Below are 24,095 nucleotides of genomic sequence, written 5' to 3'. Positions count from 1 at the left end.
CACAACTAAACTTAGCTAAATTTAATTTTTATGCTTACCTTTATAGCTGTAAAAAATGCATAATATTTACTGAGTATCTAGATAAAAACGCCATATTTTGCAATTTCAAGTTGAAAAATAATTTAAAATGAAATTTCAATGCAAAAAAGCCATTTCAAGGTTGACATAGAGCTTTAAAACCCTTAAAAATAACCCTATACAGAATATTTAATTTAAAAGCAGTGTTTTGCTAAATAGAGTAAAAACTATGAACACACAAATTAACCTTTTAGTCGTACTCGTACTGGTCTTAGTTATAAGCCCAGCGGGGATGTATTAAAAGGTGATACTGCTTTTTAAAAACCCTCGCACTACGCGGGGGTTTTTTTATGCACAAAAAAGCGCACAGAGGAATGAGGATGAGCAAACAAGAGTATAATGGCTCTGAACTAGTAGTTCAGGCATTGAAAGAGTTAAAGGTTAAATACATATTTGGCTACCCCGGTGGTTCGGTTTTAGACTTATATGATGCACTTTTTCAACAAGATGATATTGAGCATATTTTAGTACGCCATGAACAAGCAGCAACGCACATGGCTGATGGCTATGCCCGTGCCACCGGTGAAGTAGGTGTTGTACTTGCAACCTCAGGGCCTGGCGCTACAAACTGTATTACAGGTATTGCTACAGCTTATATGGATTCAATCCCTATGGTTGTTTTATCAGGCCAAGTACCGACTAATTTAATTGGTGATGATGCCTTTCAAGAAACCGACATTGTTGGTTGTTCTCGCCCTGTGGTTAAACACAGCTTTAACTGTCGAAGTGCTAAAGAGATCCCAGCAATACTTGCAAAAGCGTTTTATATTGCAAGTACTGGTCGCCCAGGCCCTGTAGTGGTTGAACTACCTAAAGATATGCTTAATCCAGCGATTAAGTTTGAGTACGAATTTCCTAAAACTACCGAGCTTAGAACCTATAGCCCAAATACAAAAGGTCATTCAAAACAAATACGCAAAGCCGTAACCGCTATTCTTGAAGCTAAAAAGTTAGTGGTTTATTCTGGCGGCGGAATTGTACTTTCTAATACCTCAGAGCAATTAACTCACTTAGTTGAATCATTAAATGCTCCTATTACAAATACTTTAATGGGCCTTGGTGGTATTTCGGGTGTACACCCTAATTTTGTGGGCATGCTTGGAATGCATGGTACGCTTGAAGCAAATAAAGCAATGGCCAATGCCGATGTAATTTTAGCCTTAGGCGCACGTTTTGATGATCGTGTTACAAATAACGTTAACAAGTTTTGCCCTAACGCAACCATCGTGCATGTTGATGTAGATCCAACCTCAATTTCTAAAACTATTAAAGCTCATATTCCAGTTGTAGGGTGTTTAGCAACGGTTATAGAACAACTACAAACTGCTATTGATAAAAGCCCAATACAAATTGATAGAAGCGCCCAAGAAGATTGGTGGCGACAAATTATTAGCTGGCGTGAACAAAAATGCCTTAATTACAACACCGATGGCGATAAAATTAAGCCCCAAGCTGTTATTGAAGCAGTGTACAAAGCAACAAATGGCGAAGCATATGTAAGCTCAGACGTAGGTCAGCATCAAATGTTTGCCGCTCAATATTACCCGTTTAAAAACCCTCGCCAGTGGATCAACTCTGGTGGCCTAGGCACTATGGGCTTTGGTTTACCTGCTGCAATGGGTGTTAAACTTGCGTTCCCAGATAAAGAGTCTGTATGTGTAACGGGCGATGGTTCTATTCAAATGAACATCCAAGAGCTATCAACGTGTTTACAATATAACTTAGCTGTTAAAGTTGTATCATTAAATAACCGCTCTTTAGGTATGGTACGCCAATGGCAAGACATGATTTACGGCGGTCGCCATTCATCGTCTTACATGGACTCTTTACCTGACTTTGTAAAACTTGTAGAAAGTTACGGTCACGTTGGTATAAAGGTAGACACGCTCGATGAACTACAACCAGCGATAGACAGAGCTATGAGTATAAATGACCGTTTAGTATTTTTAGATATAAACGTTGATGAAAAAGAACATGTATACCCAATGCAAATTAAGTTAGGCGGCATTGATGAGATGTGGTTACGTAAAGGAGTAAAAGCATAATGCGTCGTATTTTATCTATATTATTAGAAAACGAACCTGGTGCACTATCGCGTATCGTTGGACTTTTTTCACAACGTGCTTATAACATTGATAGCCTTACGGTGGGTACTACTGACGATCAATCATTATCGCGTATCACTATTACAACTATGGGCGATGACAGAATTGTTGAGCAAATTACAAAACAAGTAAATAAGCTTGTTGATGTACTTAAAATCATCGACTTAACAGAAATGAGCCATATAGAGCGTGAGTTACTACTTGTTAAAGTATTTGCCCAAGACGAAACCACACGCGCTGCAGTAACACGTGTGGTTGATGTGTTCCAAGGCGCTATTTTAGATATGGGCCGACAAAGTTACAGCCTACAACTTGTAAGCAGTACAGACAAAATAGAATCGTTTTTAGACACACTGCGTCATGAAACAGATATTATTGAAGTTGTACGCTCAGGTGCCGTTGGTATCGGACGAGGCGACAAAGCTTTAAAAGCGTAACTTTAAATACGTTACAGCGCATTTTTAGTGAGTTTTAAGCAAAATCCCTACTAAGCAATTAGTAGGGATTTTTTATGGTCTGTACCTATAAAAAATCATACCAATTCGTTTAATTAGGAGAGCAATTTTAGGCAATAAACCGTATAGGCAAAAAATTTGTTGTTTAATTGTTATCACTAATTGCTTCTGCATTGTTCTACCGCCTGCATTAATACAATCGTATATGAGAAATTTTTAACGCATTTGCGTCAATTTAATTGAGTATTATTGCGGATCAGTAGTTTACCCGCTTTGGTGGTAACTTTTATACAGGCAAAAAAAAAGAGCTAAATAGCTCTTTTTTAAAAAATTCTGTAAATCGCCAATTAAGGGTTTACTTGGTCTTTAAGACCTTTACCTGCTTTAAAGCTTGGGATAGTTGCCGCTGCGATTTGGATCTCAGCACCCGTTTGTGGATTACGGCCAGTGCGTGCTGCACGTTCTTTAACTGAGAAAGTACCAAAACCAACTAATGCAACTGAATTACCTTCTTTTAAAGAAGAAGTTACAGCGCCAGTAAACGCGTCAAGTGCACGTGTAGCAGCAGCTTTAGAGATTTCTGCATCAGTAGCGATTTTTTCAACTAATTGAGCTTTATTCATTGTTAGATTCCTATTCGTTATTATTTTGCCTTCGCAAAACCTATCTTTATGCATTTTTAAAGAGTTAGCAACAGCAAATTGCGTTTTTTGCTTAAATTCTTAAAAAATGCGTAAAATTTAAATAATTCTCGGTAAAATACAGCGTGTTGGGTTAACAAAGACTTAATTTGAGTACAATTTTGGTGCAAGTTAAACAACGACGTAAATCAACTATATTTTTTCGATAACTAAGGTCACTTCCCCGACCTCGACACCAAACTTAACAATAGATGTGCGGTTTATCAAGCGCGATTGTGTAACCAGGTACATCCAATCGTCAAAGTTTACATTTAATGTAGAGCCATCGTAAGGTAGCTCTACATTGTAGTTCCAGTGAAACACACTGCCCGTACTTTTTCCTTTAGCTACACCTGTAACGTCTGCGGCTGTGCCCGTTAATGTATTATCATCGTTAAGTGTCACTTTCCAAACACGTCTTTGCGTTTCACCATCGTCGTATACAAAATCTTCTTCAATAACGCCTTGTGAGCCATTCCAGCTTGCGTTCATATCAACAACAAGCTTTCGGGTTAATTCACCATTATAGTCTTGTACAACGCCATATGCTTTTAATTCACCACTAAAAAACTCTTTGAAGTTAAACTCAGGCGAACTGTTTTTATAATGCTCAACACTCGGCGCTGAGCAGCTAATTAAAAATACAGCAAAAATACACACCATAAGTGGTTTTATCTTTAATAAGCTCATAAGTTAGTTTCCTAGTAGTTGTTGTCGAAGCGCAGGCTCAGACGTATTTTTATCAAGCCAGATTGCCAAAAAATCATTAGCAAATTCAACATCATCTATTTGGCCCACTTTTTCATCATTATAATAAAATGTACTTTTACCATTTACGTCTGTTTCTAGCATTAAGGAGTCGCCTTTACTTATATTTGGCCAAATATTAAGTAATTTATCTGCATACTTTTGAGATAAGTCAGGTTTGTTTAAATGCTCCCACTGCTCTTTAGTTGCTTTAACAATGTCTTTTGCCTCAAAGTCACGCAAGTATTTAAGCTTAAACTTTATCGGGTTTTCACCGTTTTTATATTTACCAGAAGGTGTAAACAATGTGGCATCGTAAACGTCCCAAAATAAATACTCCATTCTGGCTTCGCCTACTTTTGTAAAGTCATCATTTGCATAGGCATTATAGGAGGTGAGTAAAAAGCAAAAACTAATTAATAAATTTATTTTCAAAATCGTTCCTTAACTTTATAAAGTACTAAATATACGCGCTACAGAACAAGTTTGATCAAATCACAAGCGGGCTGAGGCATGCTAAAGAGGTTTTGTATTCAGCACCGATTTTATTTTTGAGTTTGTAAACAATATTAAAGTAAACATACTTGCCCATATTAAGCCGTATATCAGCCAAAATTGTATCAGGGGTAATTGTAAGTTTAGTACACCAAAGCGTGCACCGGCCCAGTAGCTTGCAGGTGCAAAGGCTAAACATACTAAAAATGCTTGCCAAAACTTAAGTGACGTCAAAAAAGACATAGAGCTGTTAATACACAGCACTAAAGAGGCCCATAAAAAAACAAGCCAAAGAGGAAATGGGTAAGAATGAAACTCAAGCAAACCTAGCTTTACAGCAATAAACTCGCCGAATAGCCCTAATGGCAGCGCTTTTAACAATAAAATAGCATCATGTTTTTTTTGCTTTGATAAATAAAACATTAAAGCAATTATTAAAGGAGTAGCAAAAATAGATTGCTCTTCAAGCAGTAATGATAAAAACCATACTGCTTGAAACAAGACAAAATTAATAACCGAGTGCAATTTCATCATTATCGCTAGTAAAGCGCGGTTTACGAGCCATTAAATGTACCGTACTAGTGGCACGAGTTCTAAATGCCCCTTCACAGTAAGCAAAATAAAATAACCATAGTCTATAAAATCGTTCGTCAAATTTAGTTCTATCTAACTCTGGCCAGCTTTGAATAAAACGTTCGCGCCAATCCGCTAATGTTCGCGCGTAGTGAGCACCAATATCATTTACAGTATGAATAACCATGTTGGTGTTATTTTTAATTTGTTCACTCATTTCGTTGAGCGATGGCAAACACCCACCAGGAAATATATATTGCTGAATAAAATCAGAATTTTTTAAATAATGTTTATAACGCTGATCGCTTATTGTTATTGCTTGAATAAGCATAGCGCCATTTTCTTTGAGTAAATCACCGCACTTGGTAAAAAAGCTTGGTAAATAATCATGACCGACAGCTTCTATCATTTCAATCGAAACAAGCTTGTCGTACTGCCCTTCTAATAAACGATAATCAAGCTTTAATAATGTTATTTTTCTTTCAAGACCAAGGGCATTAACCTTGTTAGCAACGTAATCGTACTGCTCGTCAGAAATAGTTGTAGTTGTTACGTGGCAATCATAGTGGGTGGCTGCATAAATAGCGAAAGCCCCCCAACCTGTACCAATTTCAATCACCGAGTCGCCTTGCTGTAACTCTACCTGCTCACAAATACGTTTAAGCTTATATTGCTGCGCTTCCTCAAGCGTTGCATCTTTACTAGGGTAAATGGCGCTTGAATACAACATTTCATCAGATAAAAAAGATTCATACAAATCATTACCTAAATCGTAGTGAGCAACAATATTCTTTTTTGAACCAGACTCTGAATTTTTATTTTTAAAATGGTTAATTCTATGGGCAATATTACTAAAAAAAGAGAATTTCTTTTCAAAATTGTCTAATTGATCTTGGTTAATTGCAAAAATTTCGATAAGACGCGTCAAGTTGTCGCAAGACCACTGCCCTAAAATATAAGATTCACCAGCGCCAACACTGCCTGATAATGCAAATGCTTTATACATTGCTTTATCGTTTACACTTATAGTCACCTTTAGGTTTGACGAAGTATCGCCAAAAACAGAGCGAGAGCTACCATCAACTAAAACTATTTGGCCTGTTTCTATAGAAGAAAATGCGCCTATTACTAACTTTTTATAAAAGTTAGTAAACCAACCTGTGTTTTGTGCGCAATTTAAACTCGACACTTTTTCCATTGAATTACCTATATTATTGTTTTAACTACCAAGGCTTAACACCTAATGGCTTTACGAATGACCTAAAAAAGGCACTCTTTTAACAAACAACTTAAAAGCTTGAACATAAATGCCTTTGAAAACAGACCACGTCATAGCTGGAAAGCGTTTTAGTAATTGACTAACCGCTTCTTTGGTTAGCTCTTGACGTTTTAGCCTAAGAGAAGCATCAAATAACAATGTTTCGTCTTTTTTATTTTCTATGTGTATCAATGTATTGCTAAGTGTATGTCGAATATGCCAGTGGTAGTCCATATTCAAATCCATAAATGGTGATACGGAAAAAACCTTTTTAAAGTTCACTTTTTTTCCTAAAGGAACTAAATAGTAATGTCGCTCATTCCAAGGTGTATTACTTACTTCTGCTACTAAATACTTAAATTCGTCACTAGTGTGGCCATAAAAATAAAAATTTACTGGGCTGAAATAAATTCCAAAGCAACGCAACTGCCCCAACATATAAATATGCTCAAACTCTTCAGTAACACCTAATGATTGCAACTGCATTTGTGCACGCTCAAACACGGTATGTTGCTGCGGATTAGGTACATTTTGTAAGTAATCTGCCTGTTTAAACCTAAGTGCTTTAAACCCAAATGTACCCAACATAGGATGAATATTATTTAAGTTTAAAGGCTGCTTTAAGTCAACCCACATCATATAAAGCGAGTAGTTAAAGCTATGGTTTTTAACAGCAAATCGGCGATGTCTAACATCGCCTAAGTACACTGCACTAGTCAAACTCAACACCTAACTGCTTAGCTACGTCTACACCGCTTCGCACACCATCTTCATGAAAGCCGTTATACCAATAAGCACCACAAAAATAACTGTTATTTTGCCCATCAATACTGTGTTTTTGCTTTTGTGCGGCTATGGATGATTGGTTAAATACAGGGTGATGGTAAGTAAACTCACGAAGTATTTTACTTTGTTCAATCCCCTGCAGGTGATTAAGCGTTACACAAAATTGTGTATCACTTGCAATTCCTTGCAAAATATTCATTTGATACGTAACAACCGCGGCTTTATCAGTGTTGTTATTAAGAAGATAATTCCAGCTTGCCCACGCTGCTTTTCTGTCAGGTAATAAACTCGTATCGGTATGTAAAACCACAGAGTTTTCAGTATAAGCGATGGCACCTAATACGGATTGCTCCTGCGCTGTTGCATCACCCAAAAGGCTAAGTGCTTGGTCTGAATGGCAAGCAAAAATGACTTTATCAAATTCGTCTTTGTCACCATTTGCAAACTCAATAATAGCTTTGTCGTTAGTGCGGATCACTGATTCTATACTGCTATTTAGTTTTATTTTATCTGCAAACCCCTTAATTAAAGGGTTAATGTACTCACGAGACCCACCAGGAATAACATACCACTGCGGGCGGTTTGTTATGTCTAAGAGTCCATGATTAAAGAAAAATTTAACAAAAAACTCGACACCAACATTTTCCATTTCTTTAATACTGGTAGACCAAATAGCAGCGCCCATCGGCAGAATATAATGATATTTAAAAAAGTCGTTAAAGCCATGTTCATTAAGTAACTCACCTAACGAGTGTTCTTGTTTGTAGTCACCTTGCTCGTAAATAGCTTTACACACTTTATTAAACTTAACGATATCGTATAAAAGACGCCAAAATTTAGGTCTAAATATATTTCTTCGCTGAGCAAACAAGCTAGTAAAAGTATGGCCGTTATATTCAAAGCCAGTAGCATCGTTATGCACACTAAAACTCATTTGGGTAGGCTGTTTATCAACGCCTATACGAGCAAGTAGTTTTTCAAAGTATGGATAAGTTCTATCATTAAAAACAATAAAACCAGTATCAATAGCGTATTTGGCTCCGCTTATAGTTACATCAACTGTTGCAGTGTGCCCGCCTATGTAATCATTTTTTTCAAACACTGTTACATCATAATGTTTATGAAGTAAATGTGCGGCAGTTAATCCAGATACACCAGTTCCAATTATTGCTATTTTTTTCAACGAGTTAATCCTTTTGCGATTTTAAGCCATAGCGGGAGTGGTAATATTCGCAAAGCTTTTAAGATAAGTGTAAAACGATAAGGGAAATGAACTTCTTTGCGGCGCTTACCAATACCTTTAATCATATAATCTGCCGCCTCTTTTGCGGTAACCGCCATTGGCATAGGAAAGTCATTTTTGTTTGTGAGCGGCGTTTTTACAAACCCAGGATGAACTAGCGTTACATCAACGTCACTTAAATCTACGGCTAAGCTCTTAGCTAAATAACTAACGCCTGATTTAGATGCCCCATAGGCTTCTGAACGAGGAAGTGGCAAATAAGTTACGCTTGAGCTTACTAATACAAGTTGGCCACCTGCGTTAATTTTAGGTAGTAAAGCTTCTAGGCAGTAACCCATTGCTAATAAATTAACTGTAATGACACGTTCAAATAAAGCACTATCAAAATTTCGTGCATCATCAACATACTCACAATTGCCTGCGTTTAATATAACGCGGTCAAATTGTGTAAAACCAATGGTTGATTGTTTAATATCATCTAAACTTGTGGCATCAAATTGACAAATTTGAATATTTTTGTGTTGAGCAAGTTCGGCTAGTTTTTCTCTGTTTCGACCACAAGCAATAACGGTATCGCCCTGCTCAGCATATTTAATCGCTAGTTGCTCACCAATACCTGAGGTAGCCCCTGTAATTAATGTAATCATATTCAGCCTGCCCTTTTATCTATGTAGTTAATAACAGAGCCTAATAACGGAATGTGTTTATACAAAAGCTCACCAACATTAAAATAATCTCGATGCTTAATGATCTTATCGTTTTTAAAAATAAGCTTACTGTGCCCTTGTACAGATATTGTTTTACCCGAGGAAAGTTTTGGGTGTGCGTAGTGCATAGTCCAGTAAATAAACGCGTTATTACCGGCGCTAAAGGAATCCGTTATGTCAAATTGGCAGTGTTTAACATTGCTATATAAATTAGCAAAATAAGCACGTAACTCGGCAATACCGTTTATCTGATGCATTGGATCTATAAACTCAATATCATCACTGTAAATTTCACTTAATAGCTCTAAATTACTGTTATCAAGTTTTTGATAAATATCTACAAATTTACCTACTGGTAGCACGTTATCCATATCACACCTTAAAAGCAGCCAACGCACGCTCACGTGCAGCTTTATGATCTACAATTGCCGGCCAGTAACAGTCCTTCGTTTTACCCATAGAAGCAATATAAGTATGTGGAAAGTGAATCTGTTTATCTGGCACATTTTTAAGCTCTGGCAAATACTTACGTATAAACTTACCTATTGGATCAAAGCGTTCACTTTGGGTGATAGGGTTAAAAATTCTAAAATAAGGCTGAGCGTCACACCCTGTACTGGCAGCCCATTGCCAGCCACCATTATTAGATGCTAAATCACCATCAATTAGATGCTGCATAAAGTACTTTTCGCCTTCACGCCAATCAATAAGCAAATGCTTAGTTAAAAAACTTGCAACTACCATACGTAAACGATTGTGCATCCAACCTGTTTGCTTTAACTGAAGCATAGCAGCGTCTACAAGTGGATAACCTGTACGACCTTCGCACCATGCATTAAAGTCATCTTCGTTTTTACGCCACTTTACCGCGTTATACTTTTCGCTAAAATTATCTCCACGCGATAACTTAGGAAACTCTGAAATTAAATGTCGGTAAAATTCACGCCAAACAAGTTCGTTTACCCATGTGAAGGTTTTACTTTTTGACGTTGTTAAAATATCAGGATATTGCTGCTGAATATTAATTAATAATTGCTTTGTACTCACAATACCAAGCGCTAAATAAGGGCTTAAGCCCGAAGTCCCCTTAATACTTGGTATATCACGGTTATCGTCATAGCTTGTTAGTTTGTCAGCAATAAAATCATTCACTATTTTAAAGAGTGTTTCATCATCTACAGGCCATTTTTCAGAGCTATCATCACTTTTAAGAAGTGGTTCAGCTTTTACATCAACTGACGCTTTATCTAAAGGCCACGTTGGTAAACTAAAGTGAATGTCTTGATACTGCTTTAGCCATGCGCGCTTAAACGGAGTAAACACTTTATACATTTCATTGCTTTGGTTTTTAACACTGCCCGCTGGCGCAATTAAATCCCCTTCGTACAGAGTAAATGTAACACCAACATCATCGCATTTAGCTAAAATTGCCTTATCACGATTTACTTCATTTAATTCATATTCAGTGTTAGCAACAATATGTTTAACGTTATTCGACTGGCAAAACTCAATTAACTTCGATTCGCAATCACTAAAGTATGGCGCACTAATTACATGCAGCGTAATACCATAATCTGCTAGTTGCTGTTGTAAGTACTTTACTCGTCGCTTAAGTAAATCTATTTGAATTGGCGCGGTGTTATGCTGCTGCCATTGCTTTTCACAAACAAAAAAAATGGCGTGTTTAGCGCCATCATTTAGCGCCTGGATCAACGCTTCGTTCGAAAAAAGGCGCAAATCGCGCCTAAACCAAAATAATGTGTTCATTAAATACCGTATCGTAGTTTTAGTTCGTTAGGGTAAGGGTTAAAGAATACTTGTTTTTCAAGGTACTCGTTTGGATGCACTTTTAAATGGTGTTTAAGTAACGTTAACGGTACATATAACGGCACCAAGCCTTCTCTATATTCATCAATTGCGTCACGTAACTCTTGTTTTTCAACTTTAGATAAATCTTTTTTAAAGTAACCTTGTAAATGCATTAAGGTATTGCAGTTATTTCTGCGAGAAGCAGGCTTTTTTAAACCCGTCATTAAACCTAAAATATATTCGTCGGCAAGTGCGTTTACATCATCCCCAACAAAAGTACCCAGTAAGTTGCCTAGATCTCTATAAGCTTGGTAATTATGAGCCATTAGCAAATATTTATACTGAGAATGAAATTGAGTTAATTTATGAACACTTAGCGGTTCTTTTGCTAGCATTTGCCAGTTTTTATATACGTAAACACGCATTACAAAATTTTCACGAAGGTGCATGTCATTTAAACGGCCGTTTTCTTCACATGGCAATAACGGATTGTGTTTCATTATTTGCTCTGCAAAAAAACCAACGCCTTCAGATGTGTTACCTGTACCTGCTTCGTTGTATATTTTAATACGCTCCATACCACAGCTTGGGCTTTTGGCACAAAAAACAAAACCGCTTAATGTACTTGCTTGCTCTGTGGCTACTTTTTTACCATATTCGGTTAATTGTGGGCCTACATCACCCGAGCCATCTGGCCTGCACACTTTAATTGTGTCGCCAACCTTAACCTGCCTAATCGTAGGTCTAGGAATTGGTAAACCTACGGCGACCTCTGGGCAAAAACGTGTGTACTCAACGTGCTTACCCAGTTCATCCATACAAAAGTTAGATTTTTTATGACCTGTATCAAATCTTACTTTTTCGCCTGCTAAGCAGGCGCTTATGCCTATTTTTATTGTGTCTGTTTGCATAAATTCTCTTAATAAATCAAATTACCAATTGGATTTAGTAACTTGCTGAAGCCCTTATTAAAATGTAGCGCACTACTGACCACTGTAAAGCATAAACAACCATCTTTTGTAAGTGGTGTGTGTTGGTGGCTACCATCTTGAAAAATAAAGTCACCTGGTACGTAGCTACCTTCTTCGTCACTAAACTCACCATCAAGTAATAAAGTAATTTCAAAGCCAGTATGAGTATGCTCCGGAATTTCACCACCAGCATCAATATGTAACAAGCTTGAGCGCAATGGGCCGTCATCAAGCGCTACACGTGAGCGGGCTAATTTACCAACCTGCGTAAACTTACCATGCGATATGCGTGTCAGTGCTCGTGGTAACTGGTAGTTGTGGTTATTTACTTTAATAGCAACCGGTTCTACTTCATATACTTCATCAGCGCTTGTATCGGCAGTAATAAAATCAAATAAGCTAGACTCTTGCTCATCTGTAATATCAACAGGCAATGTATCTAGTTGCGTACTTTGCTCAAAAGAGTCGCTAAAAACTTGCTCGGCGTTACTGGCCTCAATTTTTGCTACTTTTGCTTGGCAAACTGGGCACATATCTACATGAATAGATACGGCTAAGCTAAGTGATGCGCTAAGTGATGCACTGCAATATTGTGTCAGTAAAGTTTCACTCGGGTGATGTTTAATCATGCTGATCTCCCATTTCATTACGTAATTTCTGTAAGGCCAAACGTAAACGTGATTTTACCGTGCCTACTGGAATGTTAAGTTGATGTGCAAGTTGCTCTTGCGACATATCTTGAAAATAAACGCCTCTTACAACTTCTCTTTGTGCAAGTGGTAACTTGTCGAGGTAGCGCTTAATTTGTTTATCTTCAAGGTGATCGGTGTATTCGTGATTAGTATCTTGAGTTTCGTTCAATAACGGCCAAATATCTTCGCTAATGTTTTCTTCTTTATTGCTTTTCATTTTTCGAAGCATATCAAACGATGCATTACGCATTACCGTGTAAACCCACGTAGTCGCAGCGCCTTTGTCACTGTGATATAAATGCGCTTTTCGCCATACAGATGTTAGTGTTTCTTGCACAAGTTCCATTGCTTGCGCTTCAACACCAAACTGTTTAATGCCGAATCGTTTAATTTTTGGAGCAAAATATTCAAATAAATAAGCAAACGCTTTTTTGTCTCGCGATTGAGCTACGTCAATGAGCGCTTGCATGAGTTCTTTGCTTGGCGTTTCTGGCATGGCAGTGTACTTACCTGTATTAGGTTCACAACGTGGTGATTGTTGTTGACTTACCATAATAATATATCCCGTTATTGCTTTTGTATTAGTAAGTACGCACGCAAGTTTGTTTAGGATCAAATAAAATCAGGCAAATTCGTTATTAATCACAGTATGGAGGAAACTTAGTAAGTTATCAAAGTTAGTTTCGAACGCAAGTTGCTGTTTTTTCTCAATAGATATAGGCAATAGCTCTAACCAGCGGGCTACAACCCACGTTAGTTCGTCAAAGCGAGTTTGCTTATACAATTCACTCAGTTCAGGATTGGTTGAAAATATATTTTGAAGGGTCAATTTAAGCTTTGTATGCTCGCCAATATCAACGAACGATTGGTTGTACCAATAAGGTGCAATACAATTTGAAATTAAACCATGGCGAAGCTCTTGCTCATCTTGGTAAACATCATCAATTTGCACGGTTTTGGATGCAATTACATCTATAAGCAACATACCGCTGTCATCTTGGTTAAAGTCTATAATGTCGACTAAGCAACCTTGAGCGCTTATATTAAACGGTGTGTCGTGCTCAAAAGTACACAGTACAAATCCGGTGTCGTTCTCTAGTGCTGTTTTAACCATATTTAAATAGCGAGGCTCAAATATACGTAAACGCGTATAGCCCTGAGGTAGTATAAAAATTGGTAATGGAAAAATCGCACGCTTCATAAAGTCTACTTATTTAAATCACTCTGCCTTTATTTACGTGCGCTTTTGCTAAGTCGATCAGCTTAGTATCAATCGAATTAATTACCTGTAATGTTATTAATTAAAGATTAAACCAACTCCCCATAACTTTAATCATTTGAACCGAGTAATAAGCACTTATCATACTCACTACTGGTGCTAACATTAATGCAAATAATCCTAATTCATTGCTCATCGTCTTAATTCCTTTTAATTAGTTTACTGCGCGTTATTTGCTACATTTTTTGCTGTAGCACTATCACTAACTTCACTTGGCTGCTTGGTTTCTAATAAGCTATCTAAAATAGCTTGTGCATCAAAACTTAGCGTTTCTTTTAACGAGTTTTCAAGCTCAGACGTTGTTTGCTTTACATAGTTACTAACACTGGTTGATAAAATATCAGTTACATCTAGGTCCACTTCAGCTGCATTAACATGTGCAGAACCTAATACTAATAAACTTGCCATAGCGATTTTAATTGAATGTTTCATAATGGTATTCCTTGTTTGTGTATTGTTTAGACGTAATAACATAATCAAGGGTTGTGCCAATATAAGAATAAAACCTAAGGAGTTGTTATTAAACAACTTTATAAATAATCATTAAAATAAAACAATTCAGCACTAGTTAATTTAACTACATAAAATTAACTTTTTGACCAATATTTAGTTAAAAATCTACTTACGAGTAAAATATATTTTTGTACAAAATTTTATTAGGCCATTTTTATTTAATATTGAGCCTGTTTATCTGTAGGGATTAAATTTACAGCGGAATATTTAGAAGGAATTTAGAAGGTAGATATAATAAAACTGTGCTTTAAAGTGCATTTGTTATTGATAAAGTTAAGCACAAACACTTAGTACATTTGTACTTAACTTTTATATTAAATCATTTAATAAATGATTGACTATTCGTTAGTCACAACTTTGCGAGAACGCCCAAGAACTATCGCTACCTGGTATCGAATTGGTATACCATTTTGCTGTGTATAAGTTACCCTGATACTGCATTTTTTCGTCGGTATTATTATGCGTATATGGACCGTTTATGTAGTCTTGGCTTACCCAATTAGGATAAACGTTAGCATCACTGCAGCCAGTACCAACAGATACAGCACAGCCACTTGAATCAACATTAGTACCTGCTGGCGTATTAGGACATTGATCTATATTGTCACTCACCCCGTCAGCATCAGTATCTGCAATTGCACAGCCAATACTATCAACGGTTGTTCCAGCTGGTGTGTTATTACATTGATCAAGGCTATCTATAACGCCATCTCCGTCACTGTCTAAATCAACATTACCACTAGTACCATGCCATCCTTGAATGATCTCTTTAACTTTAGTGCCAGACGCTGTTAACGAGCCCCAGCTTCCACCAGGAGTAAATGTTGATGCACCCTCTGCTTTGTCATTTAATGCCCAATTTGCATGGCTAATATTGTTTGTTTTAAAAAACGCCATCCATGCATCTGTTTCATTAATATTTACAGCCCCATTGCCATCGGCATTTACACTACCCCATTCAGTAGCAAACAAGGCAATACCGTTATCAAGTGCCGTTTGAGCTTTATTACGATATGACTGACCATGCGTACCTGCATAAAAATGAAGTGTATACGCGATATTTGCCCGTTCAATGGGGTCTAGTGATGCTACATCAACATCTTGTGACCAGGTAGGCGTACCAACAACAATTAAATTGTCAGGGTCGATTGCTCTAATTTTATCTATAACGGTTTCTGCATACGGTTTTATATCGTTAACCCAAGAGATTTGTAATGGCTCATTATAAATTTCATAAATAACGTTATCGTAATCACCATATTTAGTGGCTACTTCTTCAAAAAAACGAATTGCAGTGACTTGGTCTGTGTGTGCTTCATGGCTATGAAAATCAATAATAACGTACATATCCTCAGCAATAGCCGCATTTACAACGCTATCCAAACGGCTCATATTGCCATCCCAATCAAAGTTTAAGCTACCACCCGTACTTGTACCATGGCCAATAGCTGCACGGATTAACGTTGCACCAAATTGTGTTTTAGCACTTGCGACTGTTTCTGCCGTGTAAAATTTTTCACCGCCCCAGCCTGTGTTACTCCAAAATAAGCTTGGCCCAGCAAAGCTCTTACTCACACCGCCCGCTAAAACCTGATTCCCACTTACCGTTAGTTTTTCAACAGCAGCATGCGCAGTAGAGCAAACACCCAACAATAGCGCTACAGATAAACTAGCAACCTTAAAGCTCCCTTTTATATGACTACTTAAACAAACATTCATAACATTTTCCTTAAATAAAATATTAGCTCGTTAAAGCTAAACCAATAAAGTTTTGTATTAATTTAGATACACAAATAACAATCAATATTATTTGCGTCGTAAAAATAGCAAAGATTTATTAACAACAAATGAACAAAACCCATCAAAAGAGCTGTAATTTATTGATGCCTAGGCATAAAAGTAATACGTATTTAGTAGTTGGGAGCCATAACGAGGGAGTTAACTATATTTACAATGCATTTACACACATGTTGTAAGTTATAAAAATAATAAATTAAAAATAAAAAAGGCTGCATATAGCAGCCACTTAATCTGTAAGGGATAAATCGGTTCGTTTTATTTTGAGGACTTTTTACCTAAACGGTAGGCATCTACAATGCTTAATAACCAAATTACAACCATTAAGGGTACATACTTATATTCAGCAAGCTTTGCGCACTCATCAGAAGGTTGTTGCGCTGCTTTTAATATACCCGCAATTGTCATGGGTATTTTACCCGACACAAGTTCATTAGCAGTACATTGAGCAATCGCAAAAATGTCTTTAAGCGTCAATATTAATAAAATAGAAAATACACCTGCAAAAATACTCCCTATTAGGTGTTTCTTTAACGAAAAGTGCCCCGCTCCAGGGTAAACAACAGCGGTAAGTAAAGCCGCTTTTAAATCTTTTTTCATGTTTGTTTCAGCTCGTAATATGGATTACAGTAGACAACAACATAGTGAATTAATTCTCTTTAAAATCAAGTAAAAGCTTAATTAACTCAAATCGAGAACGCATAAAAACCATATTGAAACTTTCAGCGTACAACTGTACACTCAAATTAAATTTTACAGTGGTAGGATCTGTTATGTCGTTAGACGCGCCTTATTCCCGAAAAGAAGAAAAGCTCAATGTATTAAGCCATGCATTGGGTATTGCATTTGCAGTGTTTGTAATGTGGGATTTATTCACTCAAGCAACCAGTGTTAAAGCATATATAAGCACAGCTGTTTATGGGGCAAGCTTATTTATTTTGTTTTTATCATCCACACTTTATCACGCAAGCGTACAGCCTAAACTCCGTGCCTTTTATAAAAAATGTGATCACTGCGCAATTTACGTATTAATAGCCGGTACTTATACCCCCTTTTTATTACTATCGCTAAATGGCGCTTGGTCTTGGGGCACCCTTAGCTTTATATGGGCTGTAGCACTTAGCGGCGTTGCTTATAAAATACTGGTTAAAAATGGTAACAAAAAAGTATCGTTAGCTACTTACTTACTCATGGGCTGGTTTGCCCTAGCGATTGTATACCCGCTTTATTTAAATATTGATGTAAATGCACTTTATTGGTTACTCGCCGGTGGCATTTTTTACAGCTTAGGTACTTTATTTTACAGCGCTAAAAGCACCCAATTTAGCCACGCTATTTGGCATTTGTTTGTGATTGCTGGGTGTGTTTGCCATTATATTTCAATTAGTAAGTATGTTTATTAGGCTGGTAAAGCCATTTAGAGTGGTCTGGTTTGAGCGATAGCAGGATATTGAGATTGGCCAAATATCGTCGTGAATTAATTGGTAGGCTGCTCTTTGCCCATTGATTCATAAAAATGAACACTGCGCGCATATTGGTTCACTTAACTTTACCTAAAAATTTTAGAAAACTTTGTGATAGTAATAACTTAGGTTATTTGCTAAAACTATATCATGCAGAAAAATTAGCGTGGCGTCGACAGAAGTATGCGCGACTAGCGCACTATTAAATTATTAGTAGGACTAAATTGAACTCAGGTGCATATTTTGAAACTCAGATAGGTTTTGCCTTAGATCAGCTTTTACCTATTTTCCCAATAGTACTGATTTTATTTATACTATTTAAATTTTCTGATGTTACTCAATATATTTCAGAGATTTTAAAAATAAGTAGCAACAAATTTCTTTTGGGTTTTGGTTTTTTATCTTGCGTTTTGGTATCGGATAGTATCTTTGGTTACTTTAAAGTTTCACATTTACGCCAAATCATTGATGAGAAAAAGTACCAGATGGTAGCTGGATGCGTGAAACATTACAATTCTGAGACTTCACCAACAAACTACCGTACGGAAACGTTCGTAATCGAAAATACAAGATTCCAATTTAGTAATTACACTCAAAGTTTATATTTTACTGGAGATGATCATACCGATAACTTCATCACTGAAGGCCAGTGTATGGAAATCAGTTATGTCAGAGACGGGCAGAAAAATCACATTTTTAAAATCGTCCCGTTAACGAGTCGTTAAATCATGCATTGATTGTTGCTTCATATGTACAAAATCCGGCGCGCCTTTCGTATTGAGTACGCCATGCTAGTGCCTGTTAATTAGAAGCGAGCTGAAATGTAGGGGTTGTGCAAAGTTTAACTTTAATAATTTTAAAATTATTAGAGAAATATGAAGAACTAACCCTAAAAGATCTAAATAAATCCTGGGAAGTCTATATAAGCCATAAAATAAGGCGCGAGAACCAGATGCTTAATTTTTATAGTGGAGAATATATGGGCACTTGTAGATCATGCTTTTTGCGAAAGTAGCTTAAATCTCATTAAAAATGGCAAAGGTAATCTTATAAAATCACCAAAATGCTCTGACGTTGTGAGGGAATATGAAAAAAAGATATATCGGGATTGCATTGGTATTAGCGGGAGTTTTTATGTCCATATGGCCAGCGCCACTTAACTTGAGAATTCGCGGCAGCTTGAGAATAGTTTGAATATTAAGCAAGGTGTAGCACACAGATTGAGATTTATTAATTAGAGGCAACCTTAAATCTAAGTAAGATTAGGTTTAGGTAAATTTTTGAATTGTGGAAAATTAATTACATTAAGGCTTTAAAAACCTTAATGTATAAATACCGAATTTATGGGTGGTGATTGCCGGTTTGTGTAAGTGTAGGTCGGATAAGCGAAGCACCATCCGACACAGTAAAATACCTTGCCAATTATTATCAACATTTTATGTTGCCGAGTGGCTAGAAAGTGCTGTGAGTTCAAAGAAGACCCCGATAAGTTGTTCATATAGCTATCTAGGTTAACGCTTTCAAAATACAGAAGTAAATTACCGATAACTACCATTAAAGCCCTAGAAACGGAAGTTTGATTCCGTAATATATAAATATAGGCTTACAAGCCGGAAGTTTACTTCCGTTTTGTACTTTAAGATTATAAGCCGGTGTCTAGTGAAAGCGGGGAAATACAGTAAGTCATACCAATCAGCTTAATTAAGTGAGTTATTTTGAGGTAAGAAAATCGTGTCGATAACAAAGCGAAAATTTCGTTACCCACTTGTTGTATATCAGAATTTTTTAACACAGTTGGCGTCTGGTTTAAGCCCAAAAATTGATCAGATACTATTGAACATAGGTATCAGTAAAATAACGCATAGGCAGTTTTCGAGGTCATTTCTCATACCTCGATTAAATACCACCTATATTAAACGGATTTTAATTTTCAAAGTTCAACACGCCCTGGTGTACCACCTTTAGGTCAATGCATTTAATTCCTTTATAACATCTCCGACGGGTATTCTATTTATAGCACCACCTAAATTTTTAAATAAGCTTGGGTTTTGTATCCACTCAAATACTTTAACCCCCTTATGAAATATAAAAATACTTGGTTGCAGATAGGCTCCACTTCTATTTTCACCTGTTTTTACTTGATATAAAGAATTCATAATAAAATTATGGTCAGAGACAAGTTCAAAATCTAAATTAAGCTGCTCTTTAAGCTTTTGAGATTCCTCAACACTCTCTGACGAAATCCCAATAATTTTATTACTCTTATCTACTGAGCGAAATGCTTTGGAAAAATCACTTAGATACTTCCTACAAAATGGGCACCATGACCCTCTATAAGTAAGTAAAATAACAGTTTCGTGGCTTTCTAAAATTTGCTTAATATCATTTGCGTTATTTATGTTATTCATTTGATTATACAACCGTTTATAAAAGTAATATTAATAATTTATTGTTCTGAATAAAGTTGTTTTAAAATTCGTATCAGTGATAATACAAAGCTTTCGGGCCTGTCTACCTGAGTAAAATGATTCGCATTAGGAAGTGACTGCACCGGTGCATTTGGATAAAAACCATGCCACTTTTCTTGAATATCGGTTGTGCCTAAAACCTCACCATTTAATCCAAAAATCAATTCAATGGGTTTATCTGAAAGTGTGTCCAATTTACTTTCAATTTTTTCTAACCAAGGTGTAGCAATTATTTTTTGCTGCGGAAATAAAGCGGTACCTTTACGATATTCAGGTGTAGGGAACGGCATAGCATAAGCATCTGTAATTACCTTATTCCTGGCAGACTTTCATTAATGTATTTTTGCATTATCTCGGTCGCAAAATAGTTTTCATTAGTCACTTTTGCTTCCATTTCAGGGTCGCTCATAGCATTAGAAAACATTTTTTCCCACCGGCCGATGCTTTCCAGGCCCAAGTATTTCTAATGCTTCAGCTTCTGATACCAGTTTGAAATAGCTTCGCCAATACCATGAGGGTCATCTTCTTGAACAAAATGCACACTGTTTCCAACTTTAGTTAAAGTAAGATTTTTTAGATTTGTCTTTGCCCAGGTTAACTGCTCATCCCTGATAATCAGTCCCGGCTCAAAGTAGATCAGGAGTTTTGGTAGGTCAGATTTTGTTAACTTATCACTATAGGTTGCAAACAACTTGTGAGTGTCAACTGGCTGCCCCATCATTGGAATGTCATTCGCTAATCGCCAAATTGGTCGACGACTTTCTGGTGTTGGAAATGGTGCTAAATAGGTATTCATTTCCTCTGGCTTCAAATCTCGGAGAATCACACTTGGAAATAACTCTCTCATGAATACATTTTTGTTAGTCACGAGATCCCAACCTAGAATCGGTGTCCGAAATGCTTGAAAGCCTTTAATCGTTTGTTCATCATCTGCAAACTCATCCCAAGATTCCATTGGTTTTAAATGGGCATCCATCATGGCAATAGCCTTAATTTTTTCAGGATATTTCATCGCAATGTGCAAACCAATCGCCGAACCCCAATCGTGAATTACCAAGGTGATATTGTTTAAATTGAGTTTTTCAATGAAGCCTTCAACGTATTTAATTTGGTCAAATACTCGGTACTCGAGGTTTGGCTTGTCAGACTTACCATAACCAATCAAATCAGGGGCTATAATACGTCCTTGACCTGATAAATGCGGCATCACGTTGCGCCACAGGTAGCTAGATGTTGTATTGCCATGCAGGAATAAAATAGGAGCACCAGTGCCTTCATCCACATAGTGCATATTCGAGCCATACACCTCTATATATTTTGATTCAAAAGGGAAATCAGCGGATATCTCTTGTGCTTTGGCGCTTACACTGCTGGGTGATTCAACCTTAATTTCTGCGGCTGTGACATTAATGGTAAAAGTTGGTATTAGTATTAATCCAGCCATTGCTAAACGACTTAGGTTTGTTATTTTCATTACTCTATTTCTCGATGAATTGTTAATTGAATATTCTATGCCTGACATTACGACAAACACTGAACAACCCTTAAGTGGACAGTTAAATTTGTTTTACACAGAGTTGTTCAACGAAGGCATAGAATCCCTGTACTATCGACATAACAGGGATTCGTGGATATCAAGAACTTACTTTTGGCTTATTCTGGTTTTATTGGCTCAAAGCTCGGGCGAATTTCCGGATGATCGATGAAGCGATAGTTTAAAAACAATTCCCACTGCACTTTCATTGCGTGATCATGCGCTAGCGACCAATGAGGTAAATGTCCCCATTTAGGTTTAAGCTCCAGTGCAACTTCATAAGAAATTTTGTCAAACAAATTACGCAATAATGCACCTACATAACCTTGACCATGAACGAGAATATCTCGGCTCCAATATTTAGGCGCTACCTTGAACCAGGTATCGTAAATGTCTTTTGTGTATTCAAGACTTCTGATTAATCCCTTACGGTGAGCAACATTGACGTGGCCAATATTAGCTACATTCCAATTTTCTTCGCCGGCAAGGTGACGCATAATTTCTATCCAACCATTCATGTTTTGAACACCTGAATAATCATGCAACGGTAACCGATTACTGTAAAAAATATCAACGACATGTAGCACTTTGTCTGGCGTGATAATATAAGCATCAGCACCTGTATGAGCCCAATCAGACATAGTAGCGTAAACAAATTCTTTACTATCAAATTCAAAAGTTGCACGACCTGTCGGTAACACATCTGTTGGCACAGCCACTGGTTGGTTATAACGTTTGATTTCACGAACTGTGGCTTCACTGCCAACAACTCGGACATCAATTCCCTTGGCCTTCTGATAAGCAACAAACTCTTGTGATTTACCAATATGATCAGCATGCGGATGACTATAGACTAATGTAGTAATTGGTTTCCCATTTAAAATATCATCAATATTTTCAAATAGCTCATCCATATGTACGAATTCAGGCATATCTATAATAAGCGCTTCTTTTTCACCAACATATAGCGTCATTGCAAACACATCAGAATAGAGCCACCAAGTATTGTCTGTAAGTCGCTGAATGTAATACTTACCTACTTCTTCTGGCCATTCCGGCACATCAGCTTGATATCCCGGTTTTAATTTCTCCCATTTTGATAAAGCTTGAGTCGGAATCGACGGGTCCGGTGGATTAACGCTGTGCACAGGTTCATGACGTTGAAATCCAGTTGGAACCTGGGCTTCTGGAGGAAACGGACCGAATAACTTATTGATTGCCATCTCTGGAGTTATTTCGCTAGGCTGTTGCTTTTCAGAGATATGTTCGTGAGTAACACAGCCTGTAACAACGCTGGATATCAACATGGGAATAAAAATACTTTTTGTTTTTTTCAACATTTTCCATCTCTTTAATATACAAATTTGATGGCGTTGAGTTTAGTGGTCATCTATCTCGAGATAAATAGCTACTGGCAGGATGAACTATTCCATAAAATGGAACAGTAATTGAAGTTTGCTTATTGAGAATAAGCTGTCTTTTGTTGTTGATAAACTATGAGAGTTCATCTATCGCACTTTGGGCGTTATCTAATAAAAACTGTAATATGAGTCTTACTCGTTCCGGCATATAACGACGTGAAGGGTAAATGGCATAAAGTGGAACATTCATTTTATGGGCCCCATTAAACAACTCGCATAATTGCCCACTTTCCACATAAGGTTTACTTAACATCAAGGGTAAGCGAACCACACCAGCCCCTTCCAACGCTAAAGATAGTGTTGTTTCAACTGAATTGCTATTTATTTGTCGTTTAAAATCAACAAAGTATGGCTCATTGCTGCCATGAAACTGCCAGCGTGGAACTTCACCGTGATGTAAGGAATAAAAAACAATATGGTGTTGTGTTAGGTCGTTGGGCTCGTTAGGTGCGCCCATTTTTCTAATATACTCTGGGCTAGCATAATATTGCCCCTTCGTATCGGCTATCTTCCTTGAAATAAAACTTGAGTCGTTAACTACACCAGGCTGTAGAATAAGGTCAAACCTCGCTTGCTCTGGAAAACGAGTGTTTGAGTCAAGGTTAAGCAACTCTAAATGAATATCGGGATACTGCTCACGAAACTGCATAATCCACTTACCAAATAAGTGAAATAGAATACTTGGGGCATACATGGTTATGTCACCTGCAGCTGTTGATTGCTCTTCTCCGATATCATCGCGTACTTTATCGATATCTTGCAGAATTTTTTTTGCCCGTTGATAAAAAAGTTCGCCTTGTGCTGTTAGCTTTAAAGTTCGCGTCGTGCGATCAAGCAGCCTTACACCTAAACTATCTTCTAAGTCTTTAACATGACGGCTAACAGTTGATTTAGGCATGTTTTTATATTCAGCCGTTTTAGTAAAACTACCTAACTCCGCCACCAATAAAAAAAGTGCCATATCATCAAATTTCATCTGCAATCCTGTAAAGAAGTCTAAAACTTAAATTATCATAAAAAT

The 24,095-nt window shown here is 37.0% G+C and carries 26 protein-coding genes; 4 read left to right on the top strand and 22 right to left on the bottom strand.

The window, feature by feature from the left end; translation table 11 throughout:
• Nucleotides 1-398 precede the first annotated feature (398 nt).
• Nucleotides 399-2,123, top strand: a complete 1,725-nt coding sequence (locus tag CWC11_RS13380; RefSeq protein WP_138683085.1) for an acetolactate synthase 3 large subunit — start codon at nucleotides 399-401, stop codon at nucleotides 2,121-2,123.
• A complete protein-coding gene (gene ilvN, locus CWC11_RS13375) occupies nucleotides 2,123-2,620 on the top strand; it encodes an acetolactate synthase small subunit (RefSeq protein ID WP_058550273.1) in 498 nt (165 codons plus the stop codon). Before CWC11_RS13380 ends, ilvN begins: the two co-directional genes overlap by 1 nt.
• Before the next feature lie 365 nt (nucleotides 2,621-2,985).
• Here ilvN and CWC11_RS13370 read toward each other — a convergent pair whose 3' ends face one another.
• The 17 genes from CWC11_RS13370 to CWC11_RS13290 form a co-directional block, all read right to left on the bottom strand.
• Nucleotides 2,986-3,261, bottom strand: coding sequence for an HU family DNA-binding protein (locus CWC11_RS13370; protein WP_004586404.1), 276 nt, complete (start codon nucleotides 3,259-3,261; stop codon nucleotides 2,986-2,988).
• Between the two features lie 210 nt (nucleotides 3,262-3,471).
• On the bottom strand, nucleotides 3,472-4,008 hold the full coding sequence (locus CWC11_RS13365) for a DUF3833 domain-containing protein (protein WP_138683084.1): 537 nt from the start codon (nucleotides 4,006-4,008) through the stop codon (nucleotides 3,472-3,474).
• Between the two features lie 3 nt (nucleotides 4,009-4,011).
• Nucleotides 4,012-4,500 (bottom strand): chalcone isomerase family protein, encoded by a 489-nt coding sequence (locus CWC11_RS13360; RefSeq protein ID WP_502704800.1) that lies wholly within the window; start codon nucleotides 4,498-4,500, stop codon nucleotides 4,012-4,014.
• Between the two features lie 81 nt (nucleotides 4,501-4,581).
• The gene (locus CWC11_RS13355) at nucleotides 4,582-5,091 is read right to left on the bottom strand and encodes a DUF2878 domain-containing protein (protein ID WP_138683089.1); all 510 of its coding nucleotides are present in this window, start codon (nucleotides 5,089-5,091) and stop codon (nucleotides 4,582-4,584) included.
• On the bottom strand, nucleotides 5,069-6,331 hold the full coding sequence (locus CWC11_RS13350; protein ID WP_138683083.1) for an SAM-dependent methyltransferase: 1,263 nt from the start codon (nucleotides 6,329-6,331) through the stop codon (nucleotides 5,069-5,071). Before CWC11_RS13350 ends, CWC11_RS13355 begins: the two co-directional genes overlap by 23 nt.
• Before the next feature lie 51 nt (nucleotides 6,332-6,382).
• Entirely contained in the window at nucleotides 6,383-7,111 is a 729-nt protein-coding gene (locus tag CWC11_RS13345) for a DUF1365 domain-containing protein (protein WP_138683082.1), read from the bottom strand.
• Complete coding sequence (locus CWC11_RS13340; RefSeq protein ID WP_138683081.1) at nucleotides 7,104-8,360, bottom strand: NAD(P)/FAD-dependent oxidoreductase; 1,257 nt, start codon at nucleotides 8,358-8,360, stop codon at nucleotides 7,104-7,106. The genes CWC11_RS13345 and CWC11_RS13340 overlap by 8 nt, the downstream gene beginning before the upstream one ends.
• Complete coding sequence (locus tag CWC11_RS13335) at nucleotides 8,357-9,067, bottom strand: SDR family NAD(P)-dependent oxidoreductase (RefSeq protein WP_138683080.1); 711 nt, start codon at nucleotides 9,065-9,067, stop codon at nucleotides 8,357-8,359. Before CWC11_RS13335 ends, CWC11_RS13340 begins: the two co-directional genes overlap by 4 nt.
• A gap of 2 nt (nucleotides 9,068-9,069) precedes the next feature.
• Nucleotides 9,070-9,498: a nuclear transport factor 2 family protein gene (locus tag CWC11_RS13330; RefSeq protein WP_138683079.1), complete on the bottom strand. Its 429-nt coding sequence runs from the start codon at nucleotides 9,496-9,498 to the stop codon at nucleotides 9,070-9,072.
• 1 nt (nucleotide 9,499) lies between these two features.
• Complete coding sequence (gene phrB / locus CWC11_RS13325) at nucleotides 9,500-10,894, bottom strand: deoxyribodipyrimidine photo-lyase (protein ID WP_138683078.1); 1,395 nt, start codon at nucleotides 10,892-10,894, stop codon at nucleotides 9,500-9,502.
• On the bottom strand, nucleotides 10,894-11,847 hold the full coding sequence (locus tag CWC11_RS13320) for a YbgA family protein (protein ID WP_138683077.1): 954 nt from the start codon (nucleotides 11,845-11,847) through the stop codon (nucleotides 10,894-10,896). Before CWC11_RS13320 ends, phrB begins: the two co-directional genes overlap by 1 nt.
• Before the next feature lie 8 nt (nucleotides 11,848-11,855).
• A complete protein-coding gene (locus tag CWC11_RS13315; RefSeq protein WP_138683076.1) occupies nucleotides 11,856-12,536 on the bottom strand; it encodes a ChrR family anti-sigma-E factor in 681 nt (226 codons plus the stop codon).
• Nucleotides 12,529-13,152 (bottom strand): sigma-70 family RNA polymerase sigma factor, encoded by a 624-nt coding sequence (locus CWC11_RS13310; RefSeq protein WP_058550261.1) that lies wholly within the window; start codon nucleotides 13,150-13,152, stop codon nucleotides 12,529-12,531. Before CWC11_RS13310 ends, CWC11_RS13315 begins: the two co-directional genes overlap by 8 nt.
• Nucleotides 13,153-13,221: 69 nt before the next feature.
• Nucleotides 13,222-13,800 carry an LON peptidase substrate-binding domain-containing protein gene (locus CWC11_RS13305; protein WP_138683075.1) on the bottom strand — a complete coding sequence of 193 codons (579 nt, stop codon included), beginning with the start codon at nucleotides 13,798-13,800 and terminating at the stop codon, nucleotides 13,222-13,224.
• Between the two features lie 237 nt (nucleotides 13,801-14,037).
• A complete protein-coding gene (locus tag CWC11_RS13300) occupies nucleotides 14,038-14,310 on the bottom strand; it encodes a hypothetical protein (protein ID WP_138683074.1) in 273 nt (90 codons plus the stop codon).
• A gap of 426 nt (nucleotides 14,311-14,736) precedes the next feature.
• Nucleotides 14,737-16,110, bottom strand: a complete 1,374-nt coding sequence (locus CWC11_RS13295; RefSeq protein WP_138683073.1) for a cellulase family glycosylhydrolase — start codon at nucleotides 16,108-16,110, stop codon at nucleotides 14,737-14,739.
• A 336-nt stretch (nucleotides 16,111-16,446) separates the two neighbouring features.
• The gene (locus CWC11_RS13290; RefSeq protein WP_138683072.1) at nucleotides 16,447-16,788 is read right to left on the bottom strand and encodes a hypothetical protein; all 342 of its coding nucleotides are present in this window, start codon (nucleotides 16,786-16,788) and stop codon (nucleotides 16,447-16,449) included.
• A 173-nt stretch (nucleotides 16,789-16,961) separates the two neighbouring features.
• On the opposite strand from CWC11_RS13290, the gene trhA reads away from it, so the two are divergent.
• Together trhA and CWC11_RS13280 are read left to right on the top strand one after the other, a co-directional pair.
• A complete protein-coding gene (gene trhA, locus CWC11_RS13285) occupies nucleotides 16,962-17,591 on the top strand; it encodes a PAQR family membrane homeostasis protein TrhA (protein WP_138683071.1) in 630 nt (209 codons plus the stop codon).
• 284 nt (nucleotides 17,592-17,875) lie between these two features.
• Nucleotides 17,876-18,376 carry a hypothetical protein gene (locus tag CWC11_RS13280; RefSeq protein WP_138683070.1) on the top strand — a complete coding sequence of 167 codons (501 nt, stop codon included), beginning with the start codon at nucleotides 17,876-17,878 and terminating at the stop codon, nucleotides 18,374-18,376.
• 1,236 nt (nucleotides 18,377-19,612) lie between these two features.
• On the opposite strand, the gene CWC11_RS13275 is transcribed toward CWC11_RS13280, so the two are convergent.
• The 5 genes from CWC11_RS13275 to CWC11_RS13255 form a co-directional block, all read right to left on the bottom strand.
• A complete protein-coding gene (locus tag CWC11_RS13275) occupies nucleotides 19,613-20,059 on the bottom strand; it encodes a redoxin domain-containing protein (RefSeq protein WP_138683069.1) in 447 nt (148 codons plus the stop codon).
• A 38-nt stretch (nucleotides 20,060-20,097) separates the two neighbouring features.
• A complete protein-coding gene (locus CWC11_RS13270) occupies nucleotides 20,098-20,409 on the bottom strand; it encodes a hypothetical protein (protein ID WP_138683068.1) in 312 nt (103 codons plus the stop codon).
• Between the two features lie 173 nt (nucleotides 20,410-20,582).
• Nucleotides 20,583-21,593, bottom strand: coding sequence for a haloalkane dehalogenase (locus CWC11_RS13265; protein WP_171038428.1), 1,011 nt, complete (start codon nucleotides 21,591-21,593; stop codon nucleotides 20,583-20,585).
• A gap of 179 nt (nucleotides 21,594-21,772) precedes the next feature.
• Nucleotides 21,773-22,993: an MBL fold metallo-hydrolase gene (locus CWC11_RS13260; RefSeq protein WP_138683066.1), complete on the bottom strand. Its 1,221-nt coding sequence runs from the start codon at nucleotides 22,991-22,993 to the stop codon at nucleotides 21,773-21,775.
• Nucleotides 22,994-23,147: 154 nt separating this feature from the next.
• On the bottom strand, nucleotides 23,148-24,050 hold the full coding sequence (locus tag CWC11_RS13255; protein ID WP_138683065.1) for a LysR family transcriptional regulator: 903 nt from the start codon (nucleotides 24,048-24,050) through the stop codon (nucleotides 23,148-23,150).
• Nucleotides 24,051-24,095 lie beyond the last annotated feature (45 nt).

Source organism: Pseudoalteromonas sp. S3178, assembly GCF_005886985.1.
GTDB lineage: Bacteria > Pseudomonadota > Gammaproteobacteria > Enterobacterales > Alteromonadaceae > Pseudoalteromonas > Pseudoalteromonas carrageenovora.
The sequence above is the reverse complement of the archived record's forward strand: the minus strand, read 5'-3'. Positions and strand labels throughout refer to the sequence as shown.

Bases quoted from the DNA above. Each gene is read 5' to 3' on its own strand.
- CWC11_RS13380 (WP_138683085.1), top strand. From the start codon at position 399: ATGAGCAAACAAGAGTATAATGGCTCTGAACTAGTAGTTCAGGCATTG.
- ilvN (WP_058550273.1), top strand. From the start codon at position 2,123: ATGCGTCGTATTTTATCTATATTATTAGAAAACGAACCTGGTGCACTA.
- CWC11_RS13370 (WP_004586404.1), bottom strand. From the start codon at position 3,261: ATGAATAAAGCTCAATTAGTTGAAAAAATCGCTACTGATGCAGAAATC.
- CWC11_RS13365 (WP_138683084.1), bottom strand. From the start codon at position 4,008: ATGAGCTTATTAAAGATAAAACCACTTATGGTGTGTATTTTTGCTGTA.
- CWC11_RS13355 (WP_138683089.1), bottom strand. From the start codon at position 5,091: ATGAAATTGCACTCGGTTATTAATTTTGTCTTGTTTCAAGCAGTATGG.
- CWC11_RS13350 (WP_138683083.1), bottom strand. From the start codon at position 6,331: ATGGAAAAAGTGTCGAGTTTAAATTGCGCACAAAACACAGGTTGGTTT.
- CWC11_RS13335 (WP_138683080.1), bottom strand. From the start codon at position 9,067: ATGATTACATTAATTACAGGGGCTACCTCAGGTATTGGTGAGCAACTA.
- CWC11_RS13330 (WP_138683079.1), bottom strand. From the start codon at position 9,498: ATGGATAACGTGCTACCAGTAGGTAAATTTGTAGATATTTATCAAAAA.
- phrB (WP_138683078.1), bottom strand. From the start codon at position 10,894: ATGAACACATTATTTTGGTTTAGGCGCGATTTGCGCCTTTTTTCGAAC.
- CWC11_RS13320 (WP_138683077.1), bottom strand. From the start codon at position 11,847: ATGCAAACAGACACAATAAAAATAGGCATAAGCGCCTGCTTAGCAGGC.
- CWC11_RS13315 (WP_138683076.1), bottom strand. From the start codon at position 12,536: ATGATTAAACATCACCCGAGTGAAACTTTACTGACACAATATTGCAGT.
- CWC11_RS13310 (WP_058550261.1), bottom strand. From the start codon at position 13,152: ATGGTAAGTCAACAACAATCACCACGTTGTGAACCTAATACAGGTAAG.
- CWC11_RS13305 (WP_138683075.1), bottom strand. From the start codon at position 13,800: ATGAAGCGTGCGATTTTTCCATTACCAATTTTTATACTACCTCAGGGC.
- CWC11_RS13300 (WP_138683074.1), bottom strand. From the start codon at position 14,310: ATGAAACATTCAATTAAAATCGCTATGGCAAGTTTATTAGTATTAGGT.
- CWC11_RS13295 (WP_138683073.1), bottom strand. From the start codon at position 16,110: ATGAATGTTTGTTTAAGTAGTCATATAAAAGGGAGCTTTAAGGTTGCT.
- CWC11_RS13290 (WP_138683072.1), bottom strand. From the start codon at position 16,788: ATGAAAAAAGATTTAAAAGCGGCTTTACTTACCGCTGTTGTTTACCCT.
- trhA (WP_138683071.1), top strand. From the start codon at position 16,962: ATGTCGTTAGACGCGCCTTATTCCCGAAAAGAAGAAAAGCTCAATGTA.
- CWC11_RS13275 (WP_138683069.1), bottom strand. From the start codon at position 20,059: ATGAATAACATAAATAACGCAAATGATATTAAGCAAATTTTAGAAAGC.
- CWC11_RS13270 (WP_138683068.1), bottom strand. From the start codon at position 20,409: ATGCCGTTCCCTACACCTGAATATCGTAAAGGTACCGCTTTATTTCCG.
- CWC11_RS13265 (WP_171038428.1), bottom strand. From the start codon at position 21,593: ATGAAAATAACAAACCTAAGTCGTTTAGCAATGGCTGGATTAATACTA.
- CWC11_RS13260 (WP_138683066.1), bottom strand. From the start codon at position 22,993: ATGTTGAAAAAAACAAAAAGTATTTTTATTCCCATGTTGATATCCAGC.
- CWC11_RS13255 (WP_138683065.1), bottom strand. From the start codon at position 24,050: ATGAAATTTGATGATATGGCACTTTTTTTATTGGTGGCGGAGTTAGGT.